This window comes from Amycolatopsis sp. NPDC006131 (assembly GCF_040614175.1).
In the GTDB taxonomy this organism is placed as follows: Bacteria; Actinomycetota; Actinomycetes; order Mycobacteriales; family Pseudonocardiaceae; genus Amycolatopsis_E; species Amycolatopsis_E tucumanensis.
Window position 1 is genome coordinate 37,727 of the sequence record NZ_JBEXTX010000047.1, and the last position, 16,392, is coordinate 54,118.

Annotated in this window: 15 protein-coding genes; 3 read left to right on the forward strand and 12 right to left on the reverse strand. The window is 71.8% G+C overall.

What is annotated here, in order from left to right; all coding sequences use genetic code 11:
• Position 1: 1 nt before the first annotated feature.
• Genes ABZ215_RS23390 through ABZ215_RS23400 form a run of 3 tightly spaced genes read right to left on the reverse strand, consistent with a single transcriptional unit; the run spans position 2 to position 4,518 of the window.
• Complete coding sequence (locus ABZ215_RS23390) at positions 2–934, reverse strand: R2-like ligand-binding oxidase (RefSeq protein ID WP_354951542.1); 933 nt, start codon at positions 932–934, stop codon at positions 2–4.
• Positions 935–2,509, reverse strand: a complete 1,575-nt coding sequence (locus ABZ215_RS23395; protein ID WP_354951544.1) for a CocE/NonD family hydrolase — start codon at positions 2,507–2,509, stop codon at positions 935–937.
• Positions 2,510–2,541: 32 nt separating this feature from the next.
• Positions 2,542–4,518, reverse strand: coding sequence for an MMPL family transporter (locus ABZ215_RS23400; protein WP_354951546.1), 1,977 nt, complete (start codon positions 4,516–4,518; stop codon positions 2,542–2,544).
• Between the two features lie 176 nt (positions 4,519–4,694).
• Here ABZ215_RS23400 and ABZ215_RS23405 point away from each other — a divergent pair, with 176 nt between their 5' ends.
• Complete coding sequence (locus ABZ215_RS23405) at positions 4,695–5,873, forward strand: helix-turn-helix domain-containing protein (RefSeq protein WP_354951548.1); 1,179 nt, start codon at positions 4,695–4,697, stop codon at positions 5,871–5,873.
• Positions 5,874–5,898: 25 nt separating this feature from the next.
• On the opposite strand, the gene ABZ215_RS23410 is transcribed toward ABZ215_RS23405, so the two are convergent.
• From ABZ215_RS23410 to ABZ215_RS23445, 8 genes are read right to left on the reverse strand one after another with little or no spacing between them, the layout of a single operon-like run.
• The gene (locus tag ABZ215_RS23410) at positions 5,899–6,816 is read right to left on the reverse strand and encodes a methyltransferase domain-containing protein (RefSeq protein WP_354951550.1); all 918 of its coding nucleotides are present in this window, start codon (positions 6,814–6,816) and stop codon (positions 5,899–5,901) included.
• On the reverse strand, positions 6,813–7,199 hold the full coding sequence (locus ABZ215_RS23415; protein WP_020419369.1) for a VOC family protein: 387 nt from the start codon (positions 7,197–7,199) through the stop codon (positions 6,813–6,815). The genes ABZ215_RS23410 and ABZ215_RS23415 overlap by 4 nt, the downstream gene beginning before the upstream one ends.
• 13 nt (positions 7,200–7,212) lie before the next feature.
• The gene (locus ABZ215_RS23420) at positions 7,213–7,632 is read right to left on the reverse strand and encodes a heme-binding protein (RefSeq protein WP_123684877.1); all 420 of its coding nucleotides are present in this window, start codon (positions 7,630–7,632) and stop codon (positions 7,213–7,215) included.
• Between the two features lie 10 nt (positions 7,633–7,642).
• On the reverse strand, positions 7,643–7,954 hold the full coding sequence (locus ABZ215_RS23425) for a glycerol dehydratase reactivase beta/small subunit family protein (protein WP_354710135.1): 312 nt from the start codon (positions 7,952–7,954) through the stop codon (positions 7,643–7,645).
• Positions 7,954–9,789, reverse strand: a complete 1,836-nt coding sequence (locus ABZ215_RS23430; protein WP_354951553.1) for a diol dehydratase reactivase subunit alpha — start codon at positions 9,787–9,789, stop codon at positions 7,954–7,956. The genes ABZ215_RS23425 and ABZ215_RS23430 overlap by 1 nt, the downstream gene beginning before the upstream one ends.
• A gap of 5 nt (positions 9,790–9,794) precedes the next feature.
• Positions 9,795–10,385, reverse strand: a complete 591-nt coding sequence (locus tag ABZ215_RS23435) for a propanediol/glycerol family dehydratase medium subunit (protein ID WP_020419373.1) — start codon at positions 10,383–10,385, stop codon at positions 9,795–9,797.
• 11 nt (positions 10,386–10,396) lie between these two features.
• A complete protein-coding gene (locus ABZ215_RS23440; RefSeq protein ID WP_020419374.1) occupies positions 10,397–12,085 on the reverse strand; it encodes a propanediol/glycerol family dehydratase large subunit in 1,689 nt (562 codons plus the stop codon).
• Complete coding sequence (locus ABZ215_RS23445; protein ID WP_354951555.1) at positions 12,082–12,525, reverse strand: diol dehydratase small subunit; 444 nt, start codon at positions 12,523–12,525, stop codon at positions 12,082–12,084. The genes ABZ215_RS23440 and ABZ215_RS23445 overlap by 4 nt, the downstream gene beginning before the upstream one ends.
• A gap of 846 nt (positions 12,526–13,371) precedes the next feature.
• Between ABZ215_RS23445 and ABZ215_RS23450 the strand changes: the two genes are divergently transcribed.
• Positions 13,372–14,241, forward strand: a complete 870-nt coding sequence (locus ABZ215_RS23450) for an MIP/aquaporin family protein (protein WP_354951557.1) — start codon at positions 13,372–13,374, stop codon at positions 14,239–14,241.
• Here ABZ215_RS23450 and ABZ215_RS23455 read toward each other — a convergent pair.
• Positions 14,238–15,731 carry a GAF domain-containing protein gene (locus ABZ215_RS23455; protein ID WP_354951559.1) on the reverse strand — a complete coding sequence of 498 codons (1,494 nt, stop codon included), beginning with the start codon at positions 15,729–15,731 and terminating at the stop codon, positions 14,238–14,240. The two genes, ABZ215_RS23450 and ABZ215_RS23455, sit on opposite strands and share 4 nt — an antisense overlap.
• 155 nt (positions 15,732–15,886) lie before the next feature.
• Between ABZ215_RS23455 and ABZ215_RS23460 the strand changes: the two genes are divergently transcribed.
• Positions 15,887–16,392: aldehyde dehydrogenase family protein (locus ABZ215_RS23460; protein WP_354951561.1), on the forward strand; the 506-nt coding region annotated here is incomplete at its 3' end.

Consider the following 16,392-nt stretch of genomic DNA (forward strand, 5'->3'; position numbering starts at 1 on the left):
CTCACCGCGCCGCGTCTTCGTCGTGGAAGTCCTCTTCCAGCTGCTCCGGGCTGTAGTCCAGGTCAATCTGGTGCACCGGCATCCCGCGCGCCGACTCGATCGCCTTGAGGCGGCGCATCGCGTGGTCGGCGGCGTAGTCCATGACCCCGTCCAGCCGCAGGTCGAACGGGTCGCCGTCGAGCTTCTTCGTGGTCCACTCGATCTGCGCGATGGCGTGCGGCAGCAGCGCCTGCATCTCGTCCTGCACGACCTGCCAGTTCGCGTCGTCGGCCGCGACGTGGCGTCGGCAGGTGAAGGTGCCCCACGCCATGTGCCGCCGTTCGTCGTCGCCGATGCGGCGGATCAGCTCCTGCATCCCGGGCAGGATGCCGTGCGCCCGGCAGGCCCGGTTCCACACGAAGTACCCGGTCAGCGCGAGCACGCCCTCGACCACGTGGTTGTAGACCACCGAGGCGCGGACCTGGTTGGCCGGGCTGGGATCGTGCTTGAGACGCTCCAGCGCCGTGGGCAGCGCGTCGTAGAAGATGGCCCGGTAGCCGGGGTTGTCCTCGACGTGCTCGTGCAGGTTCCCGGTGACTCCCACGGCGTCCAGCCACAGCCGGAAGACCTGCGTGTGCTTGGCCTCCTCGAAGCAGAACTGGGTCAGGTACATCTCGTCGGCGAACCGGCCTTCTGCGGCCATCGCGGACAGGAACGGCTGGATGTCGTGCGTGACGGCCTCCTCGCCGCCGGCGAACTGCGCGCACAGCATCGTCGCGGCGAACCGCTGCGCGTCCGACAGCGCCGCCCAGTCCCTGGCGTCCTGGCCGAAGTCGATGTCGGCCGGGTTCCAGAACTTCGCGTTGCCCTTGGCGAACAGGCGCAGCGGCAGGACGTCCCAGTTGAGGCCGCCGGCGCGCAGCGCGGTGAACTCCTCGCGGATGGTGGTGGTCACTCATGCCCTCCCGGGTTGCACAGGTACGTCGAGCCAGGCCGGATCGGCGGTGGTGGAGGCGAAACCGAGCCGTCCGCCGCCGGAGTTCCAGTCCAGGAACAGCGGGTCCTTGGAGTCGATGACGAGCGCGAGGTGGTGTCCCGCGGCGACGGTGTAGGCGGTGGGGGTGAACATGAAGTCGGCAGGCAGCGGCTGCCCCGGCGTCGCGGTCTTCCAGCTGTAGGGCAGATAGCTGATCAGGCTGCCCATGCCGAACGGGTCGACGTCGTAGACGTAGGCCACCGCGGTGCCGGTCGCGGCGGGCGGGATCACGGTCAGGTGCGCGTGCATCGAGCCGCGGATCTCGACCGGTTCGCCCCTTGGCGCCTGACTCCACACCGCTCCGCTGCCCGGGTCGACCTGGGGCAGGAAGATGTTGGGCGGGTTGCCGGTCATCGCCTCCAGGCTGTAGGTCGCCAGCGGCACGCCGCCGTCGGCGACGGTGTCGCGGTCCGCCGCTACATTGCGGCTCCACGCGGCGGGCTGGTCCTGCAGGGCGTCTGCGCCAAGGTAGGCGCGCTCCGGCTCACCGAGGAACTCGTCCCAAGTGGACCGGTAGGCCGGTTGCTGCATGCCGGGCCGGGCGCGGGTGACGACCGGCGGTTCGCCTGCGATCGAGGTGTCGGTGCCCGCCACGTGGGCGTCGAACCAGCGGTAGACCGAGGTCCACGTGTCGCTGGGCAGCCCGAGCAGGCCGCCGGACTCGGCGGCCGCGTGGTCGCCGGGCACGAACTCGGCGCGCTTCGGCCCGGTCAGGCGCTGGTAGAACTCAGCCATCTGACCCGGTGGGAACATCGTCTCGCTCCACGTCTGGATGGCCAGCACCGCGGGCCGGTTCGCGTTGATGCGGTCCAGGTACGTCGCGGGCGAGCGGGACCGGGACCACTCGATCACGGCCGCCGAGTCGGCGTCGGAGATGCGCGGCTCCAGGTAAGTCCGGAGCATGGCGTCGGCTTCCGCGCTGAGCGTGCCGTTCGCCTTGCCGGACAGGTAGAGCACCAGTCCGGCGAGTCCGTGCCGGGTGTCGTTCGTGCTCAGCGAGGCGACCAGGTCGGCCCATCCGCTCAGCGAGGCCACGGCCCGGATCCGCGGGTCGAACCCGGAGGCGATCAACGCGATCCCGGCGCCGTAGGAGACGCCGCCGACGCCGATGCGGGACGGATCCGCGTCGGTGTTGCGCAGCGCCCAGTCGATCACCGTCGTGACGTCGCTGATGTCCTCCGGCCCGGCCACCTCGACCTCGCCGGTCGATTCGCCGAAACCCCGTGCGCCGTAGGAAACGACGACGTAGCCGCGGTTCGCCAGGTCCCGCGCCGGGATGATGTTCTGCGTCCGGCCGCCACCCCACGCTCCGATGAGGACGGCCAGCGGGTGCGGTCCGGGCGCCGACGGCTCCATCACCATCGCACCTAGCGCGACGCCGTCGGCCGCGTGGATGTCCAGGAACTGCGTGCCGAAACCCCCGGCGGCGGTGGACACTCCCGGGAGGACGGTCCCCAGCAATGCGAGAACGACGGCGGTCACGCGGTGTTTCATCGGGCCGACGCTAACGATCAAACCCTTGGCGTTCAATGGATCCACCCGGCTTTGTCACGTGCGTCAGGGATCGGCGCGGCCGGATGCTCACGACGGCGCGATGGCCACCAGTTCGCCGCGCCGAGCCGGACCATGACGGCGGGCACGAGCAGGCAGCGGATCACGACCGCGTCCAGCAGCACCGCGACGGTGAGCCCGACCCCCGCCTCACGCACGACTCGGCTGTCCACGAACGCGAACGCCGCGAACACCAGCGCCATGATCAACGCGGCCGCGGTGATGGTGCGCCCGGTCGAGACCAGCCCGTCGACGATCGCGGTGCGGGTGTGGCCGGTGCGGCGCCACTCCTCCTGGATGCGGGAGATCAGGAAGACCTCGTAGTCCATCGACAGCCCGAACAGGCCCGCGAACAGGAACACCGGCAGGTACGGCTCGATCGGGCCGCCGAACACCGCCACCACGACGCCGATCGTCGCGCCCGCGGTGACCAGGTTCATCACCGCCGCCGTCAGCGGGATCAGCACGCTGCGGAACACCAGTGCCAGCAGCAGCACCGAGATCGCCACGACGGCGGCGAGGAAGAGCGGCAACCGGCTGGTCACCGCGGCCGAGAAGTCGGTCTGCACGGCGACGGCGCCACCGACGTGCCAGCCGGGGCCGGCGACCTCCCGCAGCCATCCCACGAGTTCCGCGGTGGCCGGGTCGTCCGGGCCGGTGCGGGGCGTGACCGTGAGGACCGGCCCCGGCGCGACGTCCGCCCTGGTGGCGACGATCTCGCGGAGGGCTTCGGCCGCCACCGGATCGGGCCGCTCGGGGACGAGGACCAGCTGGCCGTTCGCGCCGGGGCCGAAACCCTCGGCGAGCAGCGCGTCGGCGACCTTCGTCGGGCTGCCGGGCGGATCGTGCCCGGCGCCGGGCATGCCCAGCCGCAGTCCCAGCGCGGGCGCGGCCAGCACCGCGATGACCAGCACCGCGGCGATCGCGTAGGGCGCGGGCCGACGGGTGACCGAGCGCGCCAGCCCGGCCCAGCCGCGGCCGGGCGCGGAATGCCGGGGAAGCTTCCGCATGCCGGTGAGCCGCAGCAACGCCGGGAGCAGCGTGAGCGCCGCGAGCATGGTGAGGCCGACCGACACCGCGGAGGTGATGGCGATTCCGTTCAGGAACGCCATGCCGACGGTGAACATCCCGGCCAGCGACACGCACACCGTGACCCCGGCGAAGACCACGCTGCGGCCCGAGGTGTCGGCCGCGCGTTCCAGCGCCGCTCGCGGCGGCAGGCCTTCGCGCAGCCCCTGCCGGTAGCGGGTGAGCACGAACAACGCGTAGTCCACACCGACGCCGAGGCCGAGCAGCGCGGCGATCTCGGTGCTGATCTTCGGCACGGTGAGCACGTGCGACAGCAGCACGACCACGGCCAGCGCGGACCCGACCGACACCGCCGCGGTGACCACCGGCAGCACCACGCAGCTGAGCGAGCCGAACGTGATCAGCAGGACGATCGCGGCCGCGAGCAGGCCGATGCCGGCGTTGCCGAGGTTGGGCGCGCCGACCGTCATCGCGGCGAGCTGTCCCGACACGCCGACGGTCAGGCCATCCGTTTGGACGGTTTCGATGAGTTCGCGGGCCAGTTCGGGAGCGAGTTGGTCGGCGGGGGCGTCGAAGCTGACGAGGATCACCGCGGTGCGCCGGTCGGCCGACACCAGTTCCGGTGCGGTGTAGGGCGAAATTACCTGGACGACGCGGTCCAAATCAGACAGATCGCGGAGCAGCGGTTCGATCCGGTCCCTGGCCGCGTCGATCGTGCCCGGGGCGGTGACGACCACGCGTTCGATGTCGCCCTTGGGCAACAGCTCGGCGGCGCGGGTGCTGTCCGCGGCAGGCAACGCGACCGTGTCCCGGTACGCGGCACCGGCGTGTTGCGCGGCGAGCACGAGACCGGCGAGGGCGAGCAACCACAACGCGATCACCCAGGGCGCGTGCCGGAAGCACCGTGACGCGAGTCCTGCCATCCACCTCCTCCCAACCTGGCCGGAGCGCCAAGCTAACAACGGCGTCCGCGCGGGAACAGGGGTGACGAGGTTTTTCGCTTGCCGGTGACACATTTTCCGCGGCGGGTGCGTTCAGGCGTGACAGTGTCGGCGGGCGAGCGTTGCGTGGTGTGGGTGGATGTGCGTTGATTCGGGACATGGCGACCGGTCAGGCACGGCGACTGTGGCTCTCGCTGCCCGCGGAGCTCGCCCGGCGGTTCCGCCCGCACGCGGACCGGCTGGCGACGAGGATCCTCGACGAGATCCAGCACGCGGTGCCCGAGTACGCCAAGCCGCTGGAGGGGCAGTTCGGCGAGGTGATCGTGCGGGCCATCGAACAGGCGGTGGTGAGCTGCCTGGACAGCATCGAGGACACGCGGTCCACACCGGACCGGTGGGGCAAGTTGTTCCACGAGGTCGGCAAACGCGTCTACCACGACGGCGGGAGCCTGAACTCGTTGCAGGCGGCGTACCGCGCTGGCGGCCAGGCGGCTTGGCGGTACGTGTCGAACTTCGGCCAGTCGATGCGGTTGCCGGTGCCGATGCTGTGCGTGAGCGCGGAAGCGATCTTCGCTTACGTGGACGAGATTTCGTCGTACTCGGTGGAGGGTTACACGCTGGCACAGGCACGTGCGACGGGCACGCTGGAGCGGCGGCGGCGCCGGCTGCTGGAGCTGATCCTTGCGACGCCACCGTCATCGCCCGCGGCGGTGGCGTCGATGGCGGAGGCAGCGCAGTGGACGTTGCCCGAGTGGGTCACCGTGGTCGCGCTGGAGCCGCTGACGGAGGAGCAGTTCGCCCCCACCCTCGGCGACGACGTGTTGCTGGACCTGGAAGGCGCCGAGCCGTGCCTGATCACGCCGGACCCGTCCCGGGACCTGCCGGAGATGCCCCACTGGCGGGCAGCCGTGGGCCCCCGCGTACGGCTCTCGGACGCCGCAACGTCCCTCCACTGGGCGCGACGCACGCTGGAGCTGATGAGAGGTGGCGTGATCCCGGCCGCGCAGGTGGTGCATGCGGCGGACCACCTGACGACGCTGTGGTTGCTGCAGGAACGTTTCCTGCTGGACGAGTTGTCGGCCCGGGTGCTGGCCCCGTTCGCGTCCCTGACGGCGAAGCAGCAGCTACGGCTGGCCGAGACGCTCCTGGCGTGGCTCAAGTGCAACGGAGCCACCCTGGAGATCGCCCGGTTGCTGGACATCCACCCGCAAACGGTGCGGTACCGGGTGGCGCAGCTGACGGAGCTGTTCGGAGCCCGCCTGGGCGACCCCCAGGAGCGGCTGAAGATGCAGATCACGCTGGAGGCGCATCACTTGCTGGGCACGAAGCCGGAGTAGCCGGGTGATCGAGGGGAGGGCCCGCTCACTCCGGCGGCTCCTCCAGCTGTTCCAGCTCCTCGCGCAGCAAGTCCCGCTGCAGGGGCGTCAGGCGGCGCAGCTGCAGGTCCAGGATCGCCCGCGCCTGTAGCTCGCTGACGCCGAGCACCTCCTGCACCGCCGCCTGCGGGTCCGTCGCCTCCCACAGCGCGTCGACCAGGTCGTGGCGCTGGTCGTAGATCGTCAGCAGCCCGCGCAGCACCGTGGCGCGGTCCTCCCGCGCCCGCCTCCCCCGGGCCCGGAAGAGCGCCGTCCGCAGGCCGGACTTCCCGAACAGCTCCGAGTCCTCCGGCTGCTCCGCCATGTTCCGCTGCTCGACCACGTCCAGCTCGGCGAAGATCTCGCGCAGGTCCGCCGCCGAATACGCCAGCCCGCCGCCCGTGCTGCCCTGCTCGTACACCTCCGAGTCAGACAACTCGGCACCGCCGTCGCCGAAGCTGACCAGCCCGAAATAGCCGCCAGGGGCCAGCGACCGCCGCAGCATGTCCACGTAGCTCAACCGCCGGTGCGGCGGCAGGTGGTGGAAGCACCCGGAGTCGTAGACCAGGTCGTACGCACCGGCGAGGGTCACCTCGAAGATGTTCCCGCAGTGGAACCGCACACCGGGCTCCCCAGCCGCCCATTCGATCGCGGTTGGCGATATGTCGACAGCATCGACCTCGAAGCCCTGCGCGGCCAGGTACCGCGCATTGCGCCCCGCTCCGCAGCCCACGTCCAGCGCGCGCCCCGGCTCGATCAGGCCGCCCTCGATCCAGGCCACCAGGTTCTCGTCCGGCTTGTCCGCGCCGAACGGCACATCCCGGTCCGCGTGGAAACCGTCCCACCCGCCGCCGCGGACGCCCGGCACCACCATTCCGTCCAGCAGCCGCAGCACGTCCTCCAGCGAGCGGATCTCCCGGCTCACCGGTACGTGCCGAAGGTCCAGAGGTTGCCCTCCGGATCCTCGATCGTGCAGATCAGCGACTCGGCCCCGGAACCGAACCGGGCGTGCTGCGGCGGCTCCAGGACCGAAGCACCCGCCGCCCGCGCCCGCTCGTACACGCCCGCCACGTCGTCCGTCACGACGTACACCGCGTTGCTGCCCGCGCGCATCCGCCCGTGCACGCTCTCCACGTGTTTCGTCCCGCCGAACACCAGCCGCCCGCCGCCGGGCCAGCTCACCTCGGCGTGCACCACGTCACCGTCGTCGTCCCGGGCGGCGACCTCCTCCGTGAACCCCAGGACGTCGACGAGGAACCGCAGCGCCGCCGACGTGTCGTCGTAGTGCAGGATCGGCCATACCGTCATGCCCCGGACTCTGTCAGCGGCGCCCCCGCTTCGGCAAGGCCGCCACGCCCGCTTCGGCCACCTCGGTGTCCTGCTCGACCGAGCCCGCGCTGACCCCGATGGCCCCGACCACCTCCCGGCCCCGCACCAGCGGGATCCCGCCGCCGAAGATGACCAGCCCGCCGTTGGTCACCTCGATCCCGTACAACGGCGCGCCGGGCGCCGCCGCCTCGCCCAGCTGAGCCGTCGTCATCTTCAGCAGCGCGGCCGTGCGCGCCTTGCGGATCGCGATGTCGATGCTGCCCAGGATCGCGCCGTCCTGCCGGGCGAACGCGATCAGGTGCCCACCGTCGTCGACGACGGCCACGTTCATCGGCTGCCCGATCTCCTCGGCCTTCGCCAGCGCGGCTTCGAGAACCGGCTGGGCATCGGCCAGTGCGAGACGTGGTGCCACGTTTTCTCCTTCACTTGAGCGGAATTCCGACGACCATGCGGGCCGCGTTGTGTCCGAGCACCCGCGCGCGGGACAGCGGCCCGGTCAGCGCGGGCGAACCGGCCGGGCGTTTGGCGTGGTGGACGCACACCTCGTCCGCGACGCCGATCCCCACATCCAAAGAGGACAGCCGAGCAGCGGCATAACCGAGATCAACAGCGTCCCCTTCGGACACCTCCTCGACCACCAGCGGCACGCCCTCCTCCTCCATCCCGGCGCGGATCTCCCGCAGCGCAGGCGAAGTCACGTCCAGGCACCGCACCACCACCGCCGGCCCCTGCATCAGCCCGCCGTTTCCAGCGAAACGTCCAGCGCGTGGCTCGCGACCAGCCCGGTCGCCACCGCATTGCGCGGCCCCTCGCTGCCGCGCACGTTGCCCGTGCCGCACACGATCCCCATCCCGGCCACCGCTTCCGCGATCATGTCCGGGATCTCGAAGTCCAATGCGGACCCGCCGAGCACCACGACGAACCCGATCTGCCGCAGGTTGCCGCCCGGCGCGACCTGCTCCAGCGCGCGCAACGCGTTGATCACGAACACCTTGTGCTTCGCCGAGCGCCGCACCTGGCGGATCTTCTCCAGGTTGTGCCGCGTCGGCACCGGCCGCATCCCGGCGTCGGACAACACGACCACCCGCGCGAACGCCTCCGCGGGCAGCGGTTCGTCGAAGAACCGCGCGGTGCCGTCCTCCATCCGCACGTGGAAGAAGCTCTCGGCCTTGGCCAGCGGGTACTTCTTGATGTCCTCGGCCAGCTCGCGGTTGTCCAGGCCGAGCTCGGAGTCGATCAGCTTGGTCACCAGGTCGCCTGCCCCGGCCAGGTGCACCGAGCACACCACCCCGTCCCCGGCCACCGCGGCGTCGGTGGACCCGCCGCCGAGGTCGAGGATCGCGACGGGCCGCCCGGTGCCCGGCGTGGTCAGCGCGCCGAGCACCGCCATGTCGGCCTCGACCCCGCCGATCAGCACCTCGACACCCAGCGCCTCACGCAACTTCTCGGCGAGCAGCCGCATCGGGCCGCGGCTCGTGCGCACCATCGCGGCCAGCGCGACGGCGTTCTCCAGCGCGAACTCCCCGGCCAGCGCGCCGGTCACCTCCTGCGGCACGAACGTGTCGACGGCCAGCACGTCCTGGATCCGCACCGCGCCGACCGCGGTGCCGGTCAGCTCGGACATCGTGTCGCGGACCCGCGCGAGCATGCCGCCCACGTGCGTGCCCGCCTCGCCGGTGGCGTCGGTCAGCGGACGGACCCGCCGCAACGTCGCCATGATCTCCGCGGCGCCCGCGTCGATCTCCACGGACCGCTTGGCCTGTCCACCGATCAACGTCAGGCTCCCGGCCGGGATGCGCCGGCCGGTCACGTCCCCGCTCGGCGTGCGCACGACGACCGCGGACCGGTTGCCGACCAGCGCCCGCGCGACCGGCGCGATCATCCGCGTCTGCTCGGCGTCGAGGTCGAAGACGGTCGCGATGCCGTAGGAGTTCGACAGGGTCCGGATCGTCCGACCCGGCTCGGCCACCTCGACCGCGGCAGACATGCCGAGCGGCACCTTCTCCACCAGCGTGACCTCGTCGACCACCGGGATCGGCGCGGACAACCGGTTCGCGATCAACGTCGCGTCGTCTGCGTGCACGATCGCGCCGGTGACCTCGACGCCACGCGCGACGGCCTTGTTGATGCCCGCCGCCGCGTCCTCGAAGTCCACTCCGGACCCGACCACGCAGATCACCTTCGAGCCCGGTGCGCAGTCCGGCAGCGACCCGAACGCGACGGTCTCGCCGACGCCGAGTCCCGCACCGCCGGGCGTGTCCGGGTTGTGCCCGATCATCGTCGACTCGGTCACGATCGTCTCGGTGATCGTCTCCATCGCCAGCCCGCTGATCACCGGCGTGGCCTCGTTGACCAGCACCGCGCTCAGCTCACGCACCGGCCGTCCGGCGGACGACAGGGCTCGCCGCACGACCTCGACGACCCCGGGCACGTTGTCGGTCGTGCCCTTCACCCCGGACGTCGGCGTGAGCGCGCCGGACAGGTACGTCACGCGCCCGCCTTGCCCGATCTCGGCGACGCAGGCCTCCGTGGTCGAGTTCCCGATGTCGACGCCAACCACGAGCGCCATGGCGATCAGCCCGCATCGGCCAGCTGGATCCGCACGTCCAGCTCGACGGGTCCGGCGCCGGGCACCACGAACTCGGTCTCCTTGATGTGCAGCAGCGCCGCCTTCGCCTGCCAGCGCGGGCGGGCCATGAAGTCGTTGCGCGCGGGCACCGGCTCCGGTGACTCGCCCTTCGCGTAGCGGGCGGCGTTGCGGCCGACCTTGCGGAAGGTCTCCAGGTCCATCAGCGGCGCCTGCGGGAACAGCTCCAGGTTGGACAGTCGTACCAGGTCCTTCTGGTGGATCATGGTGGTCCCGCGGGACAGCACGCCGACCGCGATGCCCGACCCGGACAGCTTCGCCGCCGCGTGCGCGATCACCGCGAGGTCCGAGCCGCCGCGGAACCGGATCACCCGGGCGTGCACGCCCTGCTCCTCGATGCCGGCGAGCAGCTCGCGCAGCACCTCGGCGTGCGGGATGTCCACGATGGTCTTGGTGAAGAAGTCGCCGAACGCGGGCGACAACCCGATGACCACCTCGTCGCTGCGCGTGCCTGGCCCGGCCGGCCCGCGCTCGTCGAGGGTGAGCGTGCGCCGGCTGCCCACACTGGTGTCCGTCATGGCACTCCTCCTCAGACGACTTCCTGCTCCGGGTTCTGCGCGCTCACCACGTGGCGCAGACGCTTCATCTCTTCCCAGCGCGCCCCGGTCGGCCGGTAGCCGCTGCCCGGGCCGGCGTAGTCGTTGACGTCGTTGATCGCGGACAACGTCTCCAGCTCGGGGGTCAGGATGGCCGACGTGTGCAGCAGGTCCCCGGACACGCGCTGCCGCAACACCGCCAGCAGCGACTCGGCCATGTCGGTGAACCCGGCGCCGTCCAGGGCCTTCACGATGTCCACCCCGGTCACGCCGCGGTCCATCACCGACTGCGCCGCCTTCAGGTCCTCCAGCACGTCCCGCAGCGGCAGGTCCTTGCTGCCGTGCGCGTAGGTGACCGCCTCGACCTCCTTGTCGGTGATCGGCGGCAGGTCCAGCTGGGCGAAGACGCCCTGCAGCGCGCGGGCGGCGCGGTTGCGGGCGGCGAGGATCTCCGCCTCCGGCACGTGCCGCAGGCCGCCGTCGACCTGGAGGTCGCGCTGCAGCACATTCCAGTCGTCGTAGTCCTCGGCGTCCACATTGGATCCCGCGAACATGTTGTCGTAGTTCGGCGTCGACGAGTAGCCCGAGCAGACGAAGTCGGTGCCGGGCAGCAGCTGCGGCAGCAACCGGGCGACGCGGCGCATGTCCGAGTGCGAGAACGACTGGTCGTTGCCGGAGGCGCACTCCAGGTCGACCATGCTCGCGATCAGGTTCTCCGCGAGCACCGCGCGGATCCCGGCCGGCACCGCGCCGGGCACGCCGATGCAGCTGATCGAGCCGTTCTGCAGGCCCTGCACCCCGGCGCCCTTGGTCACCAGGATGCAGCGGATCTCCAGGTACAGCATGGACTTGCCCTCGGCGTTGCCCATCTGCACCTCCGACCCGGTGCCCGAGGTGAACCGCATCTTGATGCCGCGCGAGGCGTAGGCCGAGGCGAGGAACGCCTTGGACCACGGGGTGTCGTCGCCGTCGCAGAACACCGGCTCGGTGCCGTACACCGAGATCGTCTCGGCGTACGCGGTGATCCCGCGCATGCCCAGCTCCAGCTCGGTGGCCTCCTCCAGCGCGCACTGGGTCAGCACGCCCGGCGTGCCGGCCTGGGCGCCGACCTGCAGCGCGATCGCCACGAGCGGCGCGTACCGGACGACGCCGAGCGTGGTCTCCAACTCCCGGAAGCCGCGCAGCGAGGCTTCCGCGGCGTCGGCGGCGACCTGCACCGGGTTGTCCCGCGCGCTGGTCGCGTGCGCCTGGTTCGCCGGCGTGCGGCGGGCGCGCATCTTCTGCAGCGCCATCATCATCTCGACCACGTTCATGGTCTTGACGACTTCGAGCAGCTTCGCCGGGGTGAGCCCGCGGGTCAGGGCGAGCACGTCCTGCCGGGTGGCGCGCGGATCGACCAGCAGGTGCGCGATCTCCACCGCGGGCACGGCCATCGCGTGCTCGGTGGCCTCGACGTCGATCGCGTGGTCGGCGATGAACTGGTCGAGGAAGTCGAACTCGGCCCGTGGCTTGCCGTCCATCTCGACGATCACGCCGTCCTCGACGCGCACGCCCGGTTCCGGGTCGTACGGGCTGTCCATCGCGACCATGCCGACCTCGGGCCACTCCTCGACGAACCCGTCGAGGTTGACCGGCCGCTGCTCCAGAGCCTCGGTCCGCTTCGACCGTCGTGCGCCCGTCATCGGCCGTCCTCCCGTGCCAGGATGTCGCGTCGTTCGTAGACGTCGGCGGCCTCGCGGACGAGCTGCGCGCACAGCGTCGCGGAGTACTTGGACTCCAGCTCGTCGGCGATCTCGCCGAGCTTTGCCTTGGCGGAGGCGCGCGGCCGGAGCGAGTTGTAGATCGACAGCACCAGCTCGTCGGGCAGCGCGGTCAGCTCCGCCGCGCGGCGGAAGTTCTGGGCGAGCTGCGGGCGGCCGACGCGCTCGGCGATCTGGGCCTGCAGGCGCAGGGTCTCCGGCGCGATGCGCAGGTCCTCCGGCGCGACCTCACCGGCGAGCACGGCCGCCATGGTGAGCTCGTCGAGGCGTTTTCCGGTCGGGGTCTTCAGCAGTTCGGGGCGCCGCGCCGCGAGCGGGTAGTCCCGGCCCGGGTCGAGGTCCACCTGGCTCGGAGTAGTCACGGGCCGGACCGTAAGCGGCGTCACGTTGCATCAACGTTGCACGTCACGGGCCGAGGTGAGCGGCCACCCGGCTCGGCGAACCCCCACTCGGCTCGGCGAACCCCACTCGGAGGAACCGAACCCCGCCACCCGGCACCGTGGCGGCTCCTCTCGGCGGCGGGCTCGCCGCTGCGGGCGGCGAGCCGCCCGGCCCGGGCGGCAATGGCGGCACCGAGCGCAGCGTTCCGCGCACCGGCGAGGCTCGGACACTTCAGGCGGCGATGGCCACGCCGAGCGGCAAGTCCCCCACTCCAGGCGACGATGACCACGCCGAGCGGCAAGTCCCCCACTCCACGCGGCGATGGCCACGCCGAGCGGCAAGTCCCCCACTCCACGCGGCGATGGCCACGCCGACCGGCAAGTCCCCCACTCCACGCGACGATCGCCACGCCGACCGGCAAGTCCCCCACTCCACGCGACGATCGCCGCGCCGAGCGGCAAGTCGCCCACTCCAGGCGGCGGTGGCCGCTCCGGCGAGCGGGCCACCCCTGGCTCAGCGTTCCCCGCGCCCGCGAGGAGCCGGCCACCCGGCGGCGAGCCGCCCCCCGAAGGCGGCAACAGCCGCACCGGCGGCCGTGTCGATCCCTCCCGGCGGCGGGCTCGCCGCTCCGGGCGGCAGGCGGTCCGCCCCCGACCAGGCGCGGCAGGCTGCGGCAGGTGCGGCGGGCGGCCGCCCCTCCAGCGTGTTGGCCACCACCCAGCGAGCCGGCCACCCGAGCGAACTGCGGCCGGCCCAGCGGCGCAACGTCGGTGCAACCTGCGGCTTCGCAACCTGTCCGGCATCCGTACTGCGTCAAGGAGGACCCAGTGACCGATGTGGCACCCCTGCGCCGGCCCCCCGGCCTGAGCCGGTTGACCGGCGGCCGTGGCGACCTGCTCGCCGAGTTCTTCGGCACGTTCCTGCTCATCGCGCTCGGCGACGCCTGCGTGGCGATGGCCGTCGCGGGCCTGCCCGGCTCCGGGCGCACCGCCGGGGCCACCACGATCTTCCAGGGCACCGGCGACTGGCTGCTGATCGTGTGGGGCTGGGCCTTCGCCGTGGCCTTCGCGGTCTACGTGGCCGGCGGCGTCAGCGGGGCGCACCTCAACCCCGCCGTGACGCTCGCGATGGCCGTGCGGCGGCGGTTCCCGTGGCGCAAGGTGCCCGGCTACTGCGGCGCGCAACTGGCCGGCGCGTTCACCGGCGCCGCGCTCGTGTACGCCGTCTACCACCCGGCGATCAGCGCGTTCGACACCGCGGCCGGGACGCCGAAGAGCGAGGCGACGTTCTCGATCTTCGCGACCGTCCCGGCGCCGTACTTCACCAGCTGGTTCGGCCCGCTGCTGGACCAGGTCGTCGGCACGGCGGTGCTGCTCGTGGTGGTGCTCGCCCTGATCGACGCCCGCAACAAGGCGATCTCCCCGAAGATGGGGCCTTTGCTGATCGGGTTCACGGTCGCCGCGATCGGGCTGTCCTACGGCGCGAACGCCGGCTACGCGATCAACCCGGCACGCGACTTCGGGCCGCGGCTGTTCGCGTTCTTCGCCGGCTGGGGCGACACCGCGATGGACCCCTACCTGTGGGTGCCGATCGCCGGCCCGCTCGTCGGCGCCGTCGTCGGCGCGCTGCTGTACGACTTCTTCATCGGCGACGTGCTGCACGCGCGGCAGGTCGCCGAGGAGAAGTTCGTCGGCTAGTCCTCGCCGAGTAGCCACTCCAGGCGGGCCGACGCCACGGCCCGCCTGGGGTCGTCGGCGGGCAGGCGGCGGGTGAGGTGCTCGAACACCTCGACGTCGTCCCGGCCGGTCTCGCTCTGCGCGAAGGTCCACAGCAGGTCCGGATCGGGGTGGCCGAGCACCGCGGTGCGCACCGCGGCGACCAGCTGCTCCCGCTCGGCGCGGATCGCGGGCGCGTCCGACCGGTTCAGCAACGGCGCCGGGCAGGCCGCGACGGCCGCGGCGACGTCACCGGTGTTCAACGCCCGCCGCGCACGCAGGAAATCGGCCTCCACCTCGGCACGAAGCTGGTAGGGCTTGGCCCGCATGACGTCACCGCCGAGCTGCCCGCGCAACCGGTGGATCTCCGCCCGCACGGTCGTCGGGTTGCCGTCGTCGCCGTAGAGCTGCAACGCCAGCTGCTCGGCGGTCAGCCCGGCGGGGTGCAGCGCGAGCAGGGCGAGGATCTCCGCGCGCCGCAGGGTCAGCGGCAGCGCGCGGCCGTTCATCACCGCGGCCGGGTTGTCGCCGAGGAAGGACAGTTCGAGCGTCGGCCGCCGGGTGGCCGTGGTCGTCCGGAGCCGCAGCAGGTACCCCTCCGGCAGCGGCTCGACGTGCGCCTCCCTGCCGTCGTCGAGCAGCACCCGGTCGGCGTCCACCGCGACCCGCTTCGGCAGCCGCCCGAGCCGGTCGGCCGCGATCACCCGCCCGGTCGGGGTGAGCAGCGCGCCCGGCTCGCCCCGCAGCCGCGCCAAGTGCGGCATGTTCTTCGTCAGCAGCTGGCCGTCCAGCCACTCCATCCGCCGCCGCAGGTGGCTCTCGGCGAGCTGCGCGGTGGCGTTGACCAGCGAAACCGTCGCCGGGTGCAGCGTGTCGAGCAGCCCGCTGACGTCGATCGCGCCGAGCAGGTCGCCGGTGTCCGGGTCGTGGATCGGGGCGGCCGCGCAGGTCCAGCCGTGGTAGGTCTTCACGAGGTGCTCGGCCGAGTAGATCTGCACCGGGGCGTCCACGGCGAGCGCGGTGCCCATCGCGTTGGTGCCGATCGCCCGCTCGGACCAGCCGGTCCCCTCGCACAGCCCGACCGGGTCCGCCTGGCTGCACAGGTTGGCGGGCCCCTCCCGCCACAGGATCGTGCCCTCGGCGTCGGTGACGATCATGACGTGCCGCGACTCGTCGGCGATGCTGCCCAGCAGTTCACGCAGGGTCGGCAGAACGGCGTGCAACGGGTGGGCGTCGCGGACGTCGGCCACCTCGTCCGGCGCGTAGACGATCGGCGGACGGAAGTCGTCCGGATCGATGTGCGCGGCGAGTGAGCGTTGCCAGGACTCGGAAATCACCGGACGGGGTGAAAACTGCGCGCGGTCACCACTCAGAGTTGCTTCGCGAACCTGTTGGAGCACTTCGAACTGCGCCAGCGGGTCCGACGCCAGGTGCAGCGCCGTCGGGGCGTCGGTCACGGTTTCGGCGTCCATTGAGCACTCCGGCGTCGTCGACGGAACGGGCACCGAAAGCATGCCGGGCGCCTGCCGCATTCGGCAACCGTTGCAACGACGCTGCAACGTCGCCTTCCCTAGCTTGGCGCCCGGTGCAGCCGTTCGCACCGAACACCGATCCAGGAGGCAGGCTCATGACGAAGTACGCCGCGCCGGGCGAAACCGGCAGCGTCGTCGCGTTCGAACCGCGGTACGACCACTTCATCGGCGGCGAGTACGTCCCGCCGGCGAAGGGCGAGTACTTCGAGAACCCGACGCCGGTCACCGGCAAGACCTTCACCGAGGTCGCGCGTGGCACGGCCGAGGACGTCGACCGCGCGGTCGCCGCCGCCACCGGCGCCGCCGCCGCGTGGGGTCGCACCTCCCCCGCCGAGCGCGCCGCCGTGCTGCTGAAGATCGCCGACCGGATGGAAGCCAACCTCGAGAAGCTCGCGGTGGCCGAGTCGTGGGAGAACGGCAAGCCGGTCCGCGAGACCCTGGCCGCCGACATCCCGCTGGCGATCGACCACTTCCGCTACTTCGCCGGCGCCATCCGCGCCCAGGAGGGCGGCATCTCGCAGGTCGACGCGGACACCGTGGCCTACCACTTCCACGAGCCGCTCGGCGTGGTCGCCCAGATCATCCCGTGGAACTTCCCGAT